Source organism: Sphingomonas arabinosi, from assembly GCF_036663715.1.
GTDB lineage: Bacteria > Pseudomonadota > Alphaproteobacteria > Sphingomonadales > Sphingomonadaceae > Sphingomonas.
The window spans coordinates 309,825-326,286 of the sequence record NZ_JAXOJN010000004.1 but is presented as its reverse complement, the minus strand read 5'-3'; the positions used below and the strand labels follow the sequence as shown (position 1 = coordinate 326,286).

The 16,462-nt window shown below is 66.7% G+C and carries 15 protein-coding genes; 10 read left to right on the top strand and 5 right to left on the bottom strand.

Features of this window, described 5'->3' with window-relative positions; translation table 11 throughout:
- Nucleotides 1-178: 178 nt before the first annotated feature.
- Nucleotides 179-936 (top strand): IS5 family transposase gene (locus tag U1708_RS09895; RefSeq protein WP_332745135.1). Its coding sequence is split into 2 segments (ribosomal slippage): nucleotides 179-503 and nucleotides 503-936, totalling 759 coding nucleotides; the frame shifts between segments, so codons are not numbered across the junction.
- A 79-nt stretch (nucleotides 937-1,015) separates the two neighbouring features.
- Entirely contained in the window at nucleotides 1,016-1,738 is a 723-nt protein-coding gene (locus U1708_RS09890; protein WP_332745133.1) for a hypothetical protein, read from the top strand.
- A gap of 506 nt (nucleotides 1,739-2,244) precedes the next feature.
- Here U1708_RS09890 and U1708_RS09885 read toward each other — a convergent pair.
- Both U1708_RS09885 and U1708_RS09880 read right to left on the bottom strand, forming a co-directional pair.
- The gene (locus tag U1708_RS09885) at nucleotides 2,245-3,177 is read right to left on the bottom strand and encodes a glycosyltransferase (RefSeq protein WP_332745131.1); all 933 of its coding nucleotides are present in this window, start codon (nucleotides 3,175-3,177) and stop codon (nucleotides 2,245-2,247) included.
- Between the two features lie 262 nt (nucleotides 3,178-3,439).
- Nucleotides 3,440-3,943, bottom strand: coding sequence for an outer membrane protein assembly factor BamE (locus U1708_RS09880; RefSeq protein ID WP_307088129.1), 504 nt, complete (start codon nucleotides 3,941-3,943; stop codon nucleotides 3,440-3,442).
- A 134-nt stretch (nucleotides 3,944-4,077) separates the two neighbouring features.
- Here U1708_RS09880 and U1708_RS09875 point away from each other — a divergent pair, with 134 nt between their 5' ends.
- Together U1708_RS09875 and U1708_RS09870 are read left to right on the top strand one after the other, a co-directional pair.
- Nucleotides 4,078-4,584: a ubiquinol-cytochrome C chaperone family protein gene (locus U1708_RS09875; protein WP_332745127.1), complete on the top strand. Its 507-nt coding sequence runs from the start codon at nucleotides 4,078-4,080 to the stop codon at nucleotides 4,582-4,584.
- Complete coding sequence (locus U1708_RS09870; RefSeq protein WP_332745126.1) at nucleotides 4,581-5,105, top strand: YceD family protein; 525 nt, start codon at nucleotides 4,581-4,583, stop codon at nucleotides 5,103-5,105. Before U1708_RS09875 ends, U1708_RS09870 begins: the two co-directional genes overlap by 4 nt.
- A gap of 257 nt (nucleotides 5,106-5,362) precedes the next feature.
- Here U1708_RS09870 and U1708_RS09865 read toward each other — a convergent pair whose 3' ends face one another.
- Both U1708_RS09865 and U1708_RS09860 read right to left on the bottom strand, forming a co-directional pair.
- A complete protein-coding gene (locus U1708_RS09865) occupies nucleotides 5,363-5,902 on the bottom strand; it encodes a SixA phosphatase family protein (protein WP_332745125.1) in 540 nt (179 codons plus the stop codon).
- Nucleotides 5,903-5,910: 8 nt separating this feature from the next.
- Complete coding sequence (locus U1708_RS09860; RefSeq protein ID WP_332745123.1) at nucleotides 5,911-8,610, bottom strand: ATP-dependent DNA helicase; 2,700 nt, start codon at nucleotides 8,608-8,610, stop codon at nucleotides 5,911-5,913.
- Between the two features lie 261 nt (nucleotides 8,611-8,871).
- Here U1708_RS09860 and U1708_RS09855 point away from each other — a divergent pair, with 261 nt between their 5' ends.
- The 5 genes from U1708_RS09855 (at nucleotide 8,872) to U1708_RS09835 (ending at nucleotide 13,890) form a co-directional block, all read left to right on the top strand.
- Entirely contained in the window at nucleotides 8,872-9,177 is a 306-nt protein-coding gene (locus tag U1708_RS09855; protein ID WP_332745121.1) for a hypothetical protein, read from the top strand.
- A 56-nt stretch (nucleotides 9,178-9,233) separates the two neighbouring features.
- Nucleotides 9,234-10,799: a lysine--tRNA ligase gene (locus U1708_RS09850; protein ID WP_332745119.1), complete on the top strand. Its 1,566-nt coding sequence runs from the start codon at nucleotides 9,234-9,236 to the stop codon at nucleotides 10,797-10,799.
- Nucleotides 10,800-11,014: 215 nt separating this feature from the next.
- On the top strand, nucleotides 11,015-11,572 hold the full coding sequence (locus U1708_RS09845) for a 2'-5' RNA ligase family protein (protein WP_332745118.1): 558 nt from the start codon (nucleotides 11,015-11,017) through the stop codon (nucleotides 11,570-11,572).
- A 91-nt stretch (nucleotides 11,573-11,663) separates the two neighbouring features.
- Nucleotides 11,664-12,668 carry a histone deacetylase family protein gene (locus tag U1708_RS09840; protein WP_332745116.1) on the top strand — a complete coding sequence of 335 codons (1,005 nt, stop codon included), beginning with the start codon at nucleotides 11,664-11,666 and terminating at the stop codon, nucleotides 12,666-12,668.
- Nucleotides 12,658-13,890: an MFS transporter gene (locus U1708_RS09835; RefSeq protein WP_332745114.1), complete on the top strand. Its 1,233-nt coding sequence runs from the start codon at nucleotides 12,658-12,660 to the stop codon at nucleotides 13,888-13,890. The genes U1708_RS09840 and U1708_RS09835 overlap by 11 nt, the downstream gene beginning before the upstream one ends.
- A gap of 145 nt (nucleotides 13,891-14,035) precedes the next feature.
- Here U1708_RS09835 and U1708_RS09830 read toward each other — a convergent pair whose 3' ends face one another.
- A complete protein-coding gene (locus U1708_RS09830; protein WP_332745112.1) occupies nucleotides 14,036-15,277 on the bottom strand; it encodes a dipeptidase in 1,242 nt (413 codons plus the stop codon).
- A 96-nt stretch (nucleotides 15,278-15,373) separates the two neighbouring features.
- On the opposite strand from U1708_RS09830, the gene U1708_RS09825 reads away from it, so the two are divergent.
- Nucleotides 15,374-16,459 carry an acyltransferase family protein gene (locus tag U1708_RS09825; RefSeq protein WP_332745110.1) on the top strand — a complete coding sequence of 362 codons (1,086 nt, stop codon included), beginning with the start codon at nucleotides 15,374-15,376 and terminating at the stop codon, nucleotides 16,457-16,459.
- Nucleotides 16,460-16,462: the final 3 nt, after the last annotated feature.

Below are 16,462 nucleotides of genomic sequence, written 5' to 3'. Positions count from 1 at the left end.
GCAGCGAAGTCGCCCAAAGCTCCAGCGTCGTCTCAATCGATGCGCCCGTCATCCACAGTCTCCTGCCATGGAGACCCATTGATTCAGACTTCGATCAAATGCGCAACTGTAATGCTAGGGTCAGGACCCATTGATGTGAGAGGCGCGATCTGATTCAGACTCCGTGAGGAGAGCGTGGATGAGCGACCTGTACTGGCTGACGGATGAGCAGATGGCGCGTCTGCAGCCGTACTTTCCCAAGAGCCACGGCAAGCCGCGGGTGGACGACCGGCGGGTGCTGAGCGGCATCGTCTTCGTCAATCGCAACGGGCTGCGCTGGTGTGATGCGCCGAAGGACTATGGCCCGCACAAGACGCTCTACAATCGCTGGAAGCGGTGGGGCGAGAGGGGTGTTTTCCTGCGCATGATGGAGGGGCTTGCGGCAGCGGAAGCCGTACCGAAAACGGTCATGATCGACGCGACCTACCTGAAGGCACACCGCACGGCATCGAGCCTGCGGGTTAAAAAGGGGGTCTTGGACGGCTAATCGGTCGCACCAAAGGCGGCATGAACACCAAGCTTCACGCCGTCAGTGATGCGAACGGGAGGCCCTTGAGCTTCTTCATGACCGCCGGGCAGGTCAGCGACTACACCGGCGCGGCAGCGCTGCTCGACGATCTGCCCAAGGCACAGTGGCTGCTCGGCGACAGAGGGTATGACGCGGACTGGTTCAGGGACGCCCTGCAGGCCAAGGGTATCCAGCCCTGCATCCCCGGCCGCAGATCGCGCAACGAGCCGGTCAAATACGACAAGCGCCGGTACAGGCGCCGAAGCCGCATCGAGATCATGTTCGGCAGGCTAAAGGACTGGCGCCGCGTCGCCACTCGCTACGACCGCTGCCCAACCGTCTTCTTCTCTGCCGTCGCCCTCGCGGCCACCGTCATCTTCTGGCTATGACCAATGAGTCCTGAGCCTAGAGCCGACATTCACCGCGAACGGCTACGACTACTACGGCAACGGCTACGCGCGCCGCTACATGAACACCATTCATCGGGATCTTCTACGGTTTGGCGGCGAGGCGCTGTACGAAGAGACGGCCAGACGTTGGGACGCCTTCGCACGCACCCCCAGACGAGAGACCATGAACGCGTTGCGCGAGCATCTCGCGGCAACCGCCGCTGGTTCCGAACATCCGCTCTCGACGATCTTCGCCATGCTCGCTCATGGCACCGGCCAGTTCGAGCGAGACAACCCCACCCTGGAATCGTTCACCGACAGCAGCGAAATCCAGCTCACCGCCGTGTTCGCGACCGTCGTCCATTGGCGACAGCGCCGAACGGAGGATCTCGACGTCGTCCACGACGAGTCGAGCAACTTCCTGCGACAGCGCGACATCTGGAACACCATCCTGCGCGACGACTGCGAACCCGGGCCCTTCGAGATGGGCGACGGCACAACTGTCGACTTCCCCCTGCGCGTCCGCAGCACCACCGCTGTCCGCTCCCACGAGTCCGCCGCCGTCCAGCTCTGCGACGTCATTGCGGGCCTAGGCGCCAAGACATCCCTCTTCTTCGATGGACGCGAGAGGGATCCCTTTTTGGTCGAGCTGATCGGCCTAGGGGCCGGCGAACTCACCTTCAACGGCGTGAGGCCGCACGAGGATTACGCCGACGAGGCGATGCCCAGGAAGACGCGGCCCGACATGCTCGACCACATGGTAGGCGTGCTCGAACCGCACTTCAATCGCGGGACAGAATGACCGAGAGCAGTCCGTATCTGCCTGCATGGCTCAGTCTCTGCATCAACCGGTTACCGCAAGTCACCAGCAGGCCAGTCGCCCCCGCGTCACTTCAGCGGCGTGTACCGGCACGTGAAGCGGGGCGGCCGGACCTCGCCGGTCGGCACCAGATGGATGTGCAGCCTCTCGCCGCAACATACCTCTTCTGGCTCAATGAGTCCTGACCCTAGCTAGCCATTGTCGGTCTTTTAATCACAGATTGTCATCTCGAATGCGGACCGTCCGCTTGCAGGTCTTAGCGATCGGCACTGGAACGGCGGAACTTAGGGCGCAAAACGGCCGACGTCTGCCCCGTGAACGAACGTCGGCTTTCGCAGTACGGGCGCCCGAAAGCCGACGGTCCGCTATCCACCACAAAACGGCGTTGCCGCCCCCTGCCCGGCTGTCTGAACGAACGTCCGCTCACGCGGTTCGTTTCCCGAAAGCGGACGGGCGGCTTTCACCCATCTCGGCGATGCCGAAGAGCATCAGAGGCAATTATTATATGGAACGGCCTGCGGCCAGCATCGTGCTGTTGGGCTTGAGACTAATCTCCAATTCCGCATTATTATTTCGTCGACATAATACGTTTTATCTTGGACTCCATATAATTCGTAATCCTCGGTCAGGCTGGTGGCGTCGAACGGATCGCCACCTCGCGCTTGTGCGATCGACGCGAGGACGGCAGGCGCGATGGCACAGCCGGTGCCGGCGAGCGGCATCGCCGCGCCCAAGGCCGTGCGAACGACGATCTGCTTGCCGTGGGATTCGGCAAACTCGTCGGCATAATGCCCCGAAACCAGCCGCGAGCCGGCGTGGACCAACGGCAGGACGGGGAGCTGAACCACGTCATAGCGTTCGATCAAGCTGTCGAAGACGCGCAGCTCGTGCGGATGGACGACGTCTTCGGCGTCATGCAGCACGATGGCCTTGGTAGGGTGCCATCCGGATGCTCGCGCCTGCAGGTCGTCGCGGCACAGGGCATGCCATATCGTGTTGAGGCAGTCCGCCTTGGTCGTCGGCCCGTCGCGGTGCCCGATCACGAGCCGGACACGCGAATCGCGTTCGGCTACCGCGGCGATGGCATCGATCGTTCCCCGGTCGTTGGGGTAGGCGCCGACATAGATGCGGTAATCGTCATGCTCGTAGCGATGGAGCGCGGTGGTCAGCATCCCGCCGATGACCGCGACCTCGTCCCACGCGGCGACGAACACCGCGATGCGCCCGGGAATGCGTGGCAGCGGCAAGCTCGCCACGGTCAGGCGAGGCCGACCGCCGTGCCTGATACGGCGTCCTAGCCGATGGCCGATATAGAGGAGATCGACCAGCAGGTCGTCGACCCCGCCGATCAGCAGCCCGACACCCGCGAAGAGCAGCATCTCGCGCGCGGACGCGTCGATGATCCATAGCGACTCGCCCAAGCCCCACCCCCATGGGCAGCGTACAGACGGTTACCGCTACAACGGAGATAGTCGGGTCGGAATTGGATGTTTGCCGATCGGCAATCCGGTCTCCGACGAATTTCCCGGACACGCCGAACCATTGCGTCGAACATGCGTTACGACGAAGATCCCTTTCCCCCCTTTCGGGATCGGTGCCGACCATGCCCGGCCCGGCCGCACCGCTGCAATGGCAGCCGGTGCGGCCTAAACCGACACCGGGCTCACCATCGTGACCGACAGGCTATGGCCGATTGCGCCCGCCGCCGCCGGTGTTGCTGCCGCCACCGGCGCCGCCGGCCCCTGCCGCGCCGACCGTGCCGATGTTGCCGAACAGATCCTGGAAGAACCCACGCTCGCGACCCAGGGTCGGCGTCTTCTTGCCGTACGGCGTGATCGAAGCGACCTGATCCAGACCGCCGCGACGGACCGCGGTGACGGTGCCCTTCTGGTCGAAGCTGATCTGTAGCGTGATCTGCGCGTTCGGGCGTGGATTGCGGAACGCGAGGTTGCGGCTGTCGCGCGCGAGGTAATACCAGTCGCCCTGGTCGAACTGGCCCGCAAGCGTCGGCTTGCCGAGAGTCTGGAGCACCGACTGACGGTTATCCACGCCCGGCTGGACCGAGTTGACGAGGTCGGTGTCGACGACATAGCCCTGGTGCGAGCGCAGCTGAGTGCAGCCCCCGCTGGCCAATGCGGCGACCGCAAGCGCTGCGGCGAGACCCGTACGGGCGGAAAACACGCTCATATAAACTCCCAACCGGGGCACGCGAAAACACGTGACGGGTCCCACGCGATTGCATCGGCCGCCGATCGCCTCGATATGCGAGGATGCGCGGGCAAACAAGCCGAAGCGCGGCTTCGTGTTGAGGACGATAGATTTTGAGCTGGTTGGGAAGACTGCTCGGCGAGAAGCCCGATGAGGCGCTGCCGCTGTATAATGCCGTCGTCGGCCGGGCCCGCGCGGAACACTGGTACCGGGAAGGCGCAGTGCCCGACACGGTCGATGGGCGTTTCGACATGATCGCGACGTTGCTGGCGATCGTGATGCTGCGGCTCGAGGCGGAGCCGGCGGGTGGCGAGCCCGCCGCGCGGCTCGCGGAACGGTTCGTCGACGACATGGACGGTCAGCTTCGCGAGATCGGCATCGGCGACATCATCGTCGGCAAGCATATCGGCAAGATGATGAGCATGCTGGGCGGGCGACTCGGCGCGTACCGCGAGGGGCTGGTGGCCGGCGATATCGCGCCGGCGCTGGTGCGGAACCTGTACCGCGGCGTCACGCCGGACGATGCCGCGCTGGCGCATGTCCGCGACTCGGTGACCGCGTTTCATGCCGGGCTGGCTGCGACGCCGCTACCCAATTTGTTATCTGGAGAATTGCCGTGAAGCCCGAGTTCAGCCGCCCCGAACGCCTCGACACGATCGGCGAGCGCGAGCGGATCGTCGAGATCGCCGCGACGGAGGACGAGCGCGCGGCACTGGCGAAGCGGTTCGCGCTGCTGTCGATCACGCGACTCGACGCGCGGTTGGGGATCAAGCGCACCGAGAGCGGAATCGTCGTGAAGGGCCGCGTGACCGGGGCAGCGGTGCAGGCATGTTCGGTGACCGACGAGCCGCTCGATACGCAGATCGACGAGCCGGTCGCGCTGCTGTTCGTCGAGCAGTTGATCGCGGAGGGCGACGAGGTCGAGCTGTCCGACGATGCGCTCGACATGGTGGCGATCCAGGGCGGGACGATCGACCTGGGCGAGGCTGCGGCGGATACGTTGGCGCTGTCGATCGACCCGTTCCCGCGGGGGCCGAATGCCGCAGCGGCGCTGGCGGCGGCGGGGGTCATCAGCGAGGACGAGTTCCGGCCGGCGAATGCGTTTTCGGATTTGAAGGCGAGGATGGCGGGGAAGGGGTGAGTTTTACCCCCCCTGGAAGGGAGGGGTTGGGGGTGGGTTGGCCCGTTGTTCGAAAGTTTGGGGCGCCAATTGGCCGACCCTTCCCCGGCCCCTCCCTTTCAGGGAGGGGCCGGGGAAGAACAGGGCCACCGCTGCGACGGTCTCGGATCGGGCCGGGCTTTCGCAGGGGTGGTAGATAGCCGGAGCCCCCCGCTCCTTGTTCACCCGCGAAGGCGGGTGCCCAGACTGGATCCCCGCCTTCGCGGGGAAACACTGCTTTAGTCTGCGTCGGGGCCTAACGTCGGATCGAGATCGCGAGGGCGGATGAAGCGGGTCAGCCGCGCTGTTGCGGAGCCGATGTCTCCCCAACTCCCCGCATCGAACTGGAGTTCGGCGATACTTGCGGTCGGATATTTGTCCTCGACCGCATCCCGCAACGGGTCAGCCCCATCCGCGACCAGCATCAGGACGAGGTCTTCCAACCCTGGATTGTGCCCAACCAGCAACGCACTCTGCGTCTCCGCCGGAAATCCGTGCACCACGTCGAGCAACGTCGCCGCCGAAGCCAGATACACGCGCCGGTCCCAGGCAGGCGCGATCGTTCGACCGTAGCCCGACTCGATCTGCTCCAAGGTCTCCGTAACCCGCACCGCCGGCGAGGCGATCGCGTGATCGAATGCCAATCCCAGCGACCGCATGTGCCGGCCGACCATCGCCGCCGCGCGCTTGCCCTTGGCGTTGAGCGGCCGATCGAAATCGCGCGCGACCGGGTCGTCCCAGCCGGACTTGGCGTGGCGCAACAGCGTCAACGTCTTCATGGCAATCCTCAAGCCGGTTCGCGGCTTTCATGCCCTACCGGCGCTCGCGAGGAAAGCCGGCTTGCCACTCGGGCCACCGCTTCTTCGAGCGTGACGCGGGCTATCGGCACCCCCGGCGGGAACGCGCTGAGCAGTCGCGACGGCATCGCCGCGGACAACATCACGAACACGCCGGAATCGTCCGCGCGGCGGATCAGCCGGCCGAACGCCTGTGCGAGACGCGCGCGGACGAGACGGTCGTCATAGGCCGAGCCGCCGCCCGCGAGCCTGCGCGCGGCATGCAGGACGGAGGGTTTCGCCCAGGGCACGCCCTCCATAACCACCAGCCGCAGCGATTCGCCGGGCACATCGACGCCGTCTCGCAAGGCATCGGTGCCGAGCAGCGAGGCGCCGGGATCGTCGCGAAAGATGTCGACCAAGGTGCCGGTGTCGATCGGATCGACGTGCTGCGCGTGCAGCGGCAGGCCTTCGCGCGCGAGTCGATCGGCGATGCGGCCATGCACGCCGCGCAGTCGCCGGATCGCGGTGAACAGCCCGAGCGTACCGCCTCGGCTGGCGACGATCAGTTGCGCATAGGCATTGGCGAGCGCGCCGATATCGCCGCGCTTCACGTCGGTGACGATCAGGACTTCGGCTTGCCGGGTGTAGTCGAACGGGCTCTTCGCCTCGAACCGGGCGGCGGGCCGCAGGAGATGCGGCGCACCGGTGCGGGCTTCGGCCACTTCCCAATCGCCGCCGCCGGTCAGCGTGGCCGACGTGACGAGCGCGCCGTGGGCGGGCTTGAGAACGATCTCGGCGAACGGCCGGGTCGGGTCGAGCCAGTGGCGGTGGAGGCCGATGTCGAACTCGCGGCCTTCGATGCGGTCGACGGCTAGCCAATCGACGAAATCGCCATCGACCGGTCCGCCGACGCGCGCGAGCAAGGAGAGCCACGACGCCACGGTCTCCGCGCGCCAGCCGATCGAGGCGATCGCGCCTTCGACTCGGGCTCGGGCGGGCGCGTCCATCCAGTCGGGGGCTTCGGCGAGCACGGCTTCCAGGCGGCGGCCGAGCGTGACGAGCGGACGAACGAGTGCGTCGAGGGCGGCGGCGGCGGGCGCGGCCGCCTCGATCAGCGTGGCGTCGGGTTCGGCGAGTTCGGTCTCCAGGCCATAGCCCGCGTCGCCCGGTTGCTCTGCCCGCGCGTAGGTGAGCCCGCGGACGGCAGCGAGGAGCGTCTCGATCGGCCCGAACGGCGCGCCTTCGCCGAGGCGTTGCAGCCAGCCGTCGGATGCCAGCGCCCCCGCCGCGGTGACCGCGTCGCTGATCGCCCTCGCCCCCTGTTCGTCGTAGCTGGCGAGATCGGACAGGCGTGCGGCGAGCCCTCGCCTGCGACCGCGACCGCTCGATTCGGGGCCGAGTATCCAGCGGCGCAGTTCGATCGTCTCGGCACCGGTGAGCGCGGTCGCGAACATCGAATCGGCCGCGTCGAAGATGTGATGGCCCTCGTCGAATACGTAGCGCGTCGGGCGCGTCGCGAGTTCGCGCCCTCTTGCTGCATTGACCATCACCAGTGCGTGGTTGGCGATCACGATGTCGGCGTCGGACGAGGCGCGGGCGGCGCGCTCGATGAAGCATTTCCGGTAGTGCGGGCAGCCGGCATAGACGCACTCGCCGCGCCGGTCGGTCAGCGCGGTCGAGCCGTTGCGGCGAAACAGCGTCGGCAGCCAACCGGGCAGGTCGCCGCCGACCATGTCGCCGTCCGCGCTATACGCAGCCCAGCGTGCGACGAGGTGCGCGAGGATCGCCGCGCGGCCTGCGAACCCGCCTTGCAGCGCGTCTTCGAGGTTGAGCAGGCAGAGATAATTCTCGCGGCCCTTGCGCGTGACGACCTTGGCTTTGCGGATCGCCGCGTCGGGATACAGACGTGCGGTTTCCTGCCCCAACTGGCGTTGCAGCGTCTTGGTGTAGGTCGAGATCCACACCGCGCCGCCGGCCTTTTCCGCCCAGAGCGAGGCGGGGGCGAGGTAACCCAACGTCTTGCCGATCCCGGTGCCGGCTTCGGCAAGGACGAGATTGGGCGTGTCGCGCATCGCCCGCGGCGCGAACGCGGCGGTGGCGGCGCCGGCATAGGCGCGCTGGCCGGGGCGTTCCTCGGCGCCGTGGCCGGTGAGGTCGACGAGCCGCGCCTCGGCATCGCCCGGCTCGATCGTGACAGTACGTGGCGCAGGCCGCGGCGCGTGCTCCTCCCATTCGGGAAGCGACGAGAACAGCCAGCGTTCGTTGACCGCCGGCTTCTTCAGCCGCTCGGCGACGACGGGCGCCCAGGGCCAGCGCAAGCGGAACAGCGATTGCGCCGCGGTCCATGCACCTTCGCGCTCTGGCCAGTCGGTGTCGGTTAGCGCGAGCATCGCTTCCGCCGCACGCAGAAGGAACGGCGCGACCTCGGCATCCTCGGTCGGCACGTCCAACCCGGTAACCCGCGCGATCCCCTTCGGCGTGGGCACCGCGAACTGCGCGGGGCGGAGGAAAGCGTAGAGTTCGAGCAAGTCGAGGCCGGACAGATCGGGATAGCCCAGTCGCTGCCCGACGAGCGGCGCGTTAAGCATGATGACGGGCGTGTCGGCAGCGATCCGGATCGCCTCGCCTCGCCCGATCGGACGCGCACCATCCGCATTCGCGATCCAGATGCCGGCGTGGCTGGCGTGGAGGGCAGGATAGCGAAGCACCACGCGACCTTGCGGGACGGGGAACGAAAGGGCAACCTTTTGCTGCTTGTTCTCCCCCGAAGATGGGGCCCAGTCTATATCCCTGCCTTCGCGGGGAAACATGCTGTGGTTTCGGCCTGCAGCGCTGCACCACCTAAAATCGTGCAGACCACCCTCGCCCGGCAAACTTATCCACATCGGCCGTTACGCAACCGGCACGGTCCACGTGCGTTGCTCCTCCTTCGATACCGAACTTTACCTACATCAACAGGGACGATCATCATGCGGAAGTTTCTAATGGCGTTTAGCGCGCTCTCGCTCGCAATCCCGGCCGCCGCCGTGATCCCCACGGGCAAGGCCGAGGCACGCTCGAAGCGTGAGTATCGCGGGCATGACCGTCGCTACCACGCAAAGCGTTGCCGTCATTCGAGCGGCACGACCGGCCTGGTCGCGGGCGGCGTCGGCGGCGCGGTGCTTGGTAATGCGGTTGGCGGCGGCTTGCTTGGCACGCTGGCCGGCGGTGCAGCGGGCGCGCTTGGCGGTCGTGCGGTCGATCGGACGATCACCGCCAAGGATCGTTGCCGCTAAGACGCATACGGCGGTGGGGTGACGGACACGGGCGCAGGCGCTAATCGCCGAACGCTATGACCGATGACATCCGCACCGCCGCCCTCGAGTCCAAAGCCTGGCCGTACGAGGAGGCGCGTAAACTCCTGAAGCGCTATCCGCAGGGCAAGTCGGGCGACCCGGTGCTCTTCGAGACCGGCTATGGGCCGTCGGGCCTGCCGCATATCGGCACGTTCAACGAGGTTCTTCGCACGACGATGGTGCGCAACGCCTTCCACGCGCTGAGCGACACGCCGACGCGGTTGATCGCGTTCTCGGACGACATGGACGGCCTGCGCAAGGTCCCGGACAACGTCCCCAACGGCGACATGCTGCGCGAGCATCTCGGCAAGCCGCTGACGCAGATTCCCGATCCGTTCGGGACACATTCGAGCTTTGCCGCGCACAACAACGCGATCCTGCGTGAATTCCTCGATCGATACGGCTTCGACTACGAGTTCGCGTCGTCGACCGACTATTACACCAGCGGTCGGTTCGACGAGGCGCTGAAGGGTGTGCTTCGCCACTTCCAGGGTATCCAGGACGTGATGCTGCCGACGCTGCGGGCCGAACGTCGTGCGACCTATTCGCCGGTGCTGCCGATCTCGCCGACCAGCGGGATCGTGTTGCAGGTGCCGATCGAAGTCGTGGACGCCGAGGCGGGCATCATTGCGTTCGAGGATGAGGGCCAGCGGATCGAACAGAGCGTGCTCGGCGGCAAGGCCAAGCTCCAGTGGAAGGTCGACTGGGCGATGCGCTGGGTCGCGCTCGGCGTCGACTACGAGATGGCGGGCAAGGACCTGATCGATTCGGTGACGCAGTCGTCGAAGATCGCGCGCGTGCTCGGCGGGCGCCCGCCCGAGGGCTTCAACTACGAGATGTTCCTCGACGAGAATGGCGAGAAGATCTCGAAGTCTAAGGGCAATGGGCTGAGCCTCGAGCAGTGGCTGACCTATGGTCCGGAGGAATCGCTGGCCTTCTACGCGTACCGCGAGCCGAAGAAGGCGAAGTCGCTGCACATGGGTGTGATCCCGCGCGCGGTGGACGAATATTGGCAGTTCCGCGGCAATTATGCTGGCCAGGACCTGAAGCAGAAGCTCGGCAATCCGGTGCATCACATCCATGACGGCAAGCTGCCGACCGGCGAGCTGCCGGTGACGTTCGGGCTGTTGCTCAACCTCGTCGGGGTGATGGGCGATGCGAGCAAGGAGCAGGTCTGGGGCTACCTCGCCAACTACGTGCCCGATGCGTCGGCCGAGAAATACCCGGAGCTCGACCGGCTGATCGGCTATGCGCTGGCCTATAGCCGCGATTTCGTCGCGCCTACGCTGAAGCGGCGGGCACCGGAGGGTGTCGAGGTTGCGGCGCTGGAGCGGCTGGATGCGGAACTCGCAGCCTTGCCGGCGGAGGCAAGTGCGGAGGATATCCAGAACATCGTCTACGAGATCGGCAAGACCGGCGGGTTCGAGAACCTGCGCGACTGGTTCAAGGCGCTGTACGAGACGTTGCTGGGGTCCGAACAGGGGCCGCGGATGGGTAGCTTCATCGCGCTGTACGGGGTGGAGAACTCGCGCAAACTGATCGCGGAGGCGTTGGCGCGGTAAGGCCGTACCCTCGAAGAAATATCCACCCCGGCGGAGGCCGGGGCCCAATTGGGATACGCGCTTAACGGGGCGCAGCGTGTCGTTACTCGGACCTTTCCAATTGGCCCCGGCCTTCGCCGGGGTGGTGTTTGAGTCCTTCGATCGCGCACGCCAACTGGACGAATCCATCGGAACATATTGGCAACAAATCCGCTTCCCCCGATTCGGAAACCGGCATGTTCCACCGCCCCCTCGCCCGTCATCGCCTGTTCTTCGCACTCCGCCCGCCGCTTCCGCTCGCGCGCCAGATTACCGCCGCAGCGTCGTGGTTCGAGACCGACGGCGACAAGCGCCGCCCCGAGCATCTCCACGTCACGATCGACATCCTCGACGACCATGACCGCGTGTCGATGGCCTTGGAACGCGACCTGAAGTCGATCGGCGATGCGGTCGAAGCGGCGCCGTTCGCGCTTCAGTTCGATACCGTCGTCGGCGGCGAGCGATCCATCGCACTGCGTCCGCGCCACAAGAATGCCTCGCTAGCCGCGCTGCATCAGCGGATCGCAGTGGCACGCGAAGAAGCAGGGTTGCGCGCCCGCGAAAACTATCGGTTCAGTCCGCACATGACGCTCGGCTACCGCGAGGGCGCGCCGTTCACGCAAGCCATCGCGCCGATCGGCTGGACCGCGGATGCGTTCGTGCTGGTCCACAGCCATGTCGGCCGGACGCGCCACGACGTGATCGGGCGCTGGCTGCTGGACGGCAACGACGATCGGCAACTGCCGCTGTTCTGAGTCATCGAATTTGCCGAACGCGCGCGAACCGGTAGGACCCGCAAGGCGATCGGTCGGTTCTTCCCTCGTGACCGCGCAGCAAGGAGCGACAATGCGGCTGTTTTTCGACGAGGCCCAGCGGAGCCATGCGCCAGCGCGCGAACTGCACAACGGCGCGTTCACCGCCTATGCGGAGACGCCCGCGCGGATCGACGCGATCCTGCGCGCGATCGGTCCGGTCGAAGCGCCGGCGGATCGCGGCGAGGCGCCGATCCTGGCCGTCCACCCCGCGCCGTACGTCACGTTCCTGACGGATGCCGCGCGACTGTGGCGCGAAGCCGGGCGCGAAGGCGACGCGATCCCGTACACCTTTCCGATCCGCGGGCGCCGGCCGCTCGACCTCACCCGCATCGACGCGCTGATCGGCGCGCACAGCTTCGATGCGACCACGCCGATCACGCCGCAGGCCTGGGCCGCCTCCTATGGCAGCGCACAGTCCGCGCTCGCCGCGACGCACGCCGTACTCGACGGCGACCGCGCGGCGTTCGCGCTCTGCCGCCCGCCCGGCCACCATGCCGGCGCGGACTATTGCGGCGGATATTGCCACCTCAACACCGCCGCGATCGCTGCGCAGGCGGCGCGCGACGCCGGCGTCGCGCGCGTCGCGATCCTCGACATCGACTATCATCACGGCAACGGTACGCAGGACATCTTCTACGCGAGAGACGACGTGTTCTACGCATCGGTCCACGCCGATCCGAAGACCGACTACCCGTTCTACTGGGGCCATGCCGACGAGATCGGCGAAGGCGAAGGGAACGGCACCACGCTGAACCTGCCCCTCCCCCACGGCACGCGGATCGATGCATTTCGCGAGGCACAAAGCACGGCGCTCGATGCGATCGCCGCGTTCGATCCCGGCCTGCTCGTCGTCAGCTTCGGCGCGGACACGTGGGAGGACGATCCGATCTCGCACTTCAAACTGACCACGCCCGATTATGCGGTGCTGGCCGCCGACATCGCGGCACGCGGCTGGCCAACCGCGATCGTCATGGAGGGCGGCTATGCGGTCGACGCGCTGGGGCGTAACGTCGCGAGTTTCCTGAGTGGCTTCTGAGGCGCCGATCGCTCTGGGCACGCCAGCCTATCGCCGGCTGACGCTGGCGATGTTGTTCTCGGGGTTCTCGACCTTTTCGCTGCTCTATTCGGTGCAGCCGTTGCTGCCACTGTTCGCCGCGCAGTATCGCCTGACCGCGGAGGCGGCTTCGCTGGCGGTGTCGCTCGCGACCGGACCGCTGGCGATCGGCATCCTGTTCGCGGGGTTCGTGTCCGACCGCGTCGGCCGGCGTCCGCTGATGATCGCGGCGATGTTCGCGGCGGGCGCGCTGACGCTGGCGGCGGCGGTCGTGCCGGGGTGGAGCGGCTTGCTGGTGCTGCGGTTCCTGACCGGCGTTGCACTCGCGGGCGTGCCGGCGGTGGCGATGGCCTATGTCGCTGAGGAGGTCGATGCGGGCGCGGTCGGCGCGGCGATGGGGCTGTATATCGCGGGCTCTGCGCTTGGCGGGATGGCCGGGCGGCTGGTCGTAAGCGTCGTCGCCGATCTCGAAGGCTGGCGCTGGGCGCTCGCCGCGGTCGGGATCGCCGGGCTGGCGATGGCGGAGGCGTTTCGCCGGCTCGCGCCACCCTCACGCAATTTCACGCCGAGCGTCGGCCAGCCGGGCGCGCTGTTGCGGAGTGCCGGATCGCTGTTCACCGATCGCGCGATGCCGCTGCTGTATCTCGAGGCGTTCCTGCTGATGGGCGTGTTCGTCACGGTCTATAACTATGCGGGCTTCCGGTTGATGAGCCCACCTTACGCTCTCAGCCAGGCGGCAGTCGGCGGCGTTTTCTTGCTGTACGTGCTCGGCTCGGTGAGTTCGGCGAAGTTCGGGACGCTTGCCGGGCGGCTCGGGCGGCGGAAGGTCTTCTGGGTGCCCGTCGTGCTGCTGATCGCCGGCGTCGCGCTGACCGCGATGACGCCGCTGGTGCTGGTGATCGCGGGGATCGCGGTGGTGACGATCGGCTTCTTCGGCGCGCATTCGATCGCGAGCGCCTGGGTCGGGCGGCGCGCGCAGGGTTCGCGCGGGCAGGCGGCGGCGTTCTATCTGTTCTTTTATTATATGGGGTCGAGCGTGCTGGGATCGGCCGGCGGGTTCGCGTGGACGCATGCCGGGTGGCCGGGGGTGACGGCGTTCTGTTTGCTGCTGGGGGTGACGGCGCTGGTGATCGGGCTGGTTCTGCGCACCGTACCGCCGCTGGTGATGGAGCCACCGGTGCCGCAGCGGATGCCGGATCCTTGACGACTGACTTCTCCCCTCCCTGGAAGGGAGGGGCTGGGTTGGGTTGGCCTGCTTGTGCCCATAGGTTCGGACTCGCGGAACCCGACCCACCCCCGGCCCCTCCCTTTCAGGGAGGGGAGAAGAAGTCTGGCTTCCATCACCCCTCCTACCGCGACGCCACATCCGTTGCATCGACCGGCGGCATACCCGCCATGCCCTTCGCGACCGCCTCGACCCGCTCCATGACGCGCAACACATTGCCGCCGGACAGCTTCGCCAGATCGCCATCGCTCCACCCCCGGCGTGCCAGTTCCGCGAAGAGCAACGGATAGCCGTCGACGCCCTTCAAGCCGATCGGCCCGGTCCCCTGGATCCCGTCGAAATCGCCGCCGATGCCGACATAATCGTGACCCGCAACCTTGCCGATATGCTCGACATGATCCGCGACCGTTGCGGCGGTGACTTGCGGCTCCGGATGCGCGGCGTCCCACGTCACCAGCGGCGCAGGCGATTTGGCGCCGTAGACTCCCGCCGGCACGCCGACCGACTTCGCATAGGCCGAGCGCGCGACGTCCCACGCCCGCCACTCGGCCGACAGGAAGGACGGGTAGAAGTTGACCATCACCACGCCCCCGTTCGCGCCGATCGCCCGCAGCAGGTCGTCGGGGATGTTGCGCGGCGCGTCGGCGATGGCACGCGCGCTGGAGTGCGAGGCGATCACCGGCGCCTTGGTGGCCGCCAAAGCCGCGGCCATCGTCGTGTCCGAGACATGGGAGACGTCGACGATCATCCCGATCCGGTTCATCTCGGCGATCACCTGTCGCCCGAACTCGCTCAGTCCGTTGGCGCGTGGCGCATCGGTCGAACTGTCCGCCCAGTTCAGGCTCTTGCCGTGCGTCAGCGTCATGTACGCCACACCTAGCGCGCGATATTGGCGCAGCACCGACAACCGCCCGTCGATCTGGTGCCCGCCCTCGACGCCGATCAGCGACGCGATCCGTCCCGCCTTCTCGATCCGTCGGATGTCCGCGGCGGTGGTGGCGAGTTCGAACGTCGCCGGGTTGGCCGCGACGAAGCGGCGGACGATATCGATCTCCTCCAGCGTCATCTCGACCGCGCGCGGCGCATCGGCGGGAATGTAGACCGACCAGAACTGGCCGCCGACATGGCCCTTCCGTAGCCGAGGAATATCGGTCTGCAGCGGGTTCGGCAACCGTGCGGTATCGACCGAGAGATCGACCGCCTCGACCTTCGCGTCGTGCAACTCGCGGATTTCCCAGGCGAGGTCGTTATGCCCGTCGATCACCGGGCTGCGCTCCAGCACGCGCTCGACCCGACGGGATATTCGTGGGTCTGGGGCCGCGGCGGGGCTCGCCTGCGCGGTCAACAGCAGGAATGCGGCGATCATGACTTTGTCCCCCGTGACGGCCGCTCCATCCTGAAGCAGGTGTTCGCGCGCGACAAGCGGGGTAAAGGCGCGTCCGAAAACGGGGAAAGGCCGGCGTTGCAGACCAGATCGACCGAGCAGGATAGCCGGCTCTCCACCGCGATCGCGATCGCACGGCTGATCGGGATCATGGGGATCGTCTATGTCCATGCCTGGACCGGGCGGACCGCAGAAGAACTCGCGGCGGTCGCGTTCAGCTGGCAGGCGGTTCTTCGTACCGTGCTGGGTGAGATGTTCGGGCGTAGCGCGGTGCCGCTGCTCGGGATGATCTCCGGCTGGCTGGTCGTCTCGACAGCGACGCGGCAGGAGCATAGCCCGTTCCTGCTCGGAAAGGCACGGACGATCCTGTTGCCGATGGTGCTGTGGAACGCGATCGCGATTCTGCTGGTCGGGGCCGCGGCGACGTTCGGCGATCTGAAGGCGCCGACGCCGACGAGTCTCGGCTGGACGCTGAACGAACTCGTGCCGCTCGTGCACGCCAACGACATCAACGTGCAGATGCCGTTCTTGCGCGATCTTTTCGTGTGCATGGCACTCGCGCCCCTGCTGGTGCGCGCGTCGAATATCTGGCTGGCGCTGGTCGCCATGATCGTGGTCGTGTGGAGCGTGTCCGGGGTGCATGTCCCGCTGCTGTTGCGGCCGCAGATACTGCTCTTCTTTACCGCTGGAATCGCCGCGCGACGGTTTGGCTTGGCGGAGCGGGTGGCGGGGTGGCCCGTCATCCTATGTGCGCTGCCGTTCGTAGTGCTGATCGCGCCGCGGCTGTGGACTGCGCTGCTGGGGAACGCCTTCTTCGGCGCGCATCCGCATGTGATGGCGGCGTTCGACATCGTGTTTCGACTGGCCTCGGCAGTGCTTTTCTGGCGCGTCGCTTGGGCGCTGGCGGGAAGTGGCGTCGCCGAGTCGCTGCGCGGGATCGAGCGGTACGGATTTCTCGCGTTCTGCGATCATCTGGTGCTGTTGTGGCTGTTCGGGCCGGTGATTGGGCTGGCGACCGGCGCGCTGGGGGCCGGGCTGTATCCGGCGTACCTGCTGGTGCAGCCGTTGCTAGTGCTCGGCGTCACGGTCGTTCTGGGGCGGGGGTTGATGACGGTTTCGCCGGCAGTGGCGCGGATACTCAGTGGAGGGCGGCTGGGCCGATAGGCT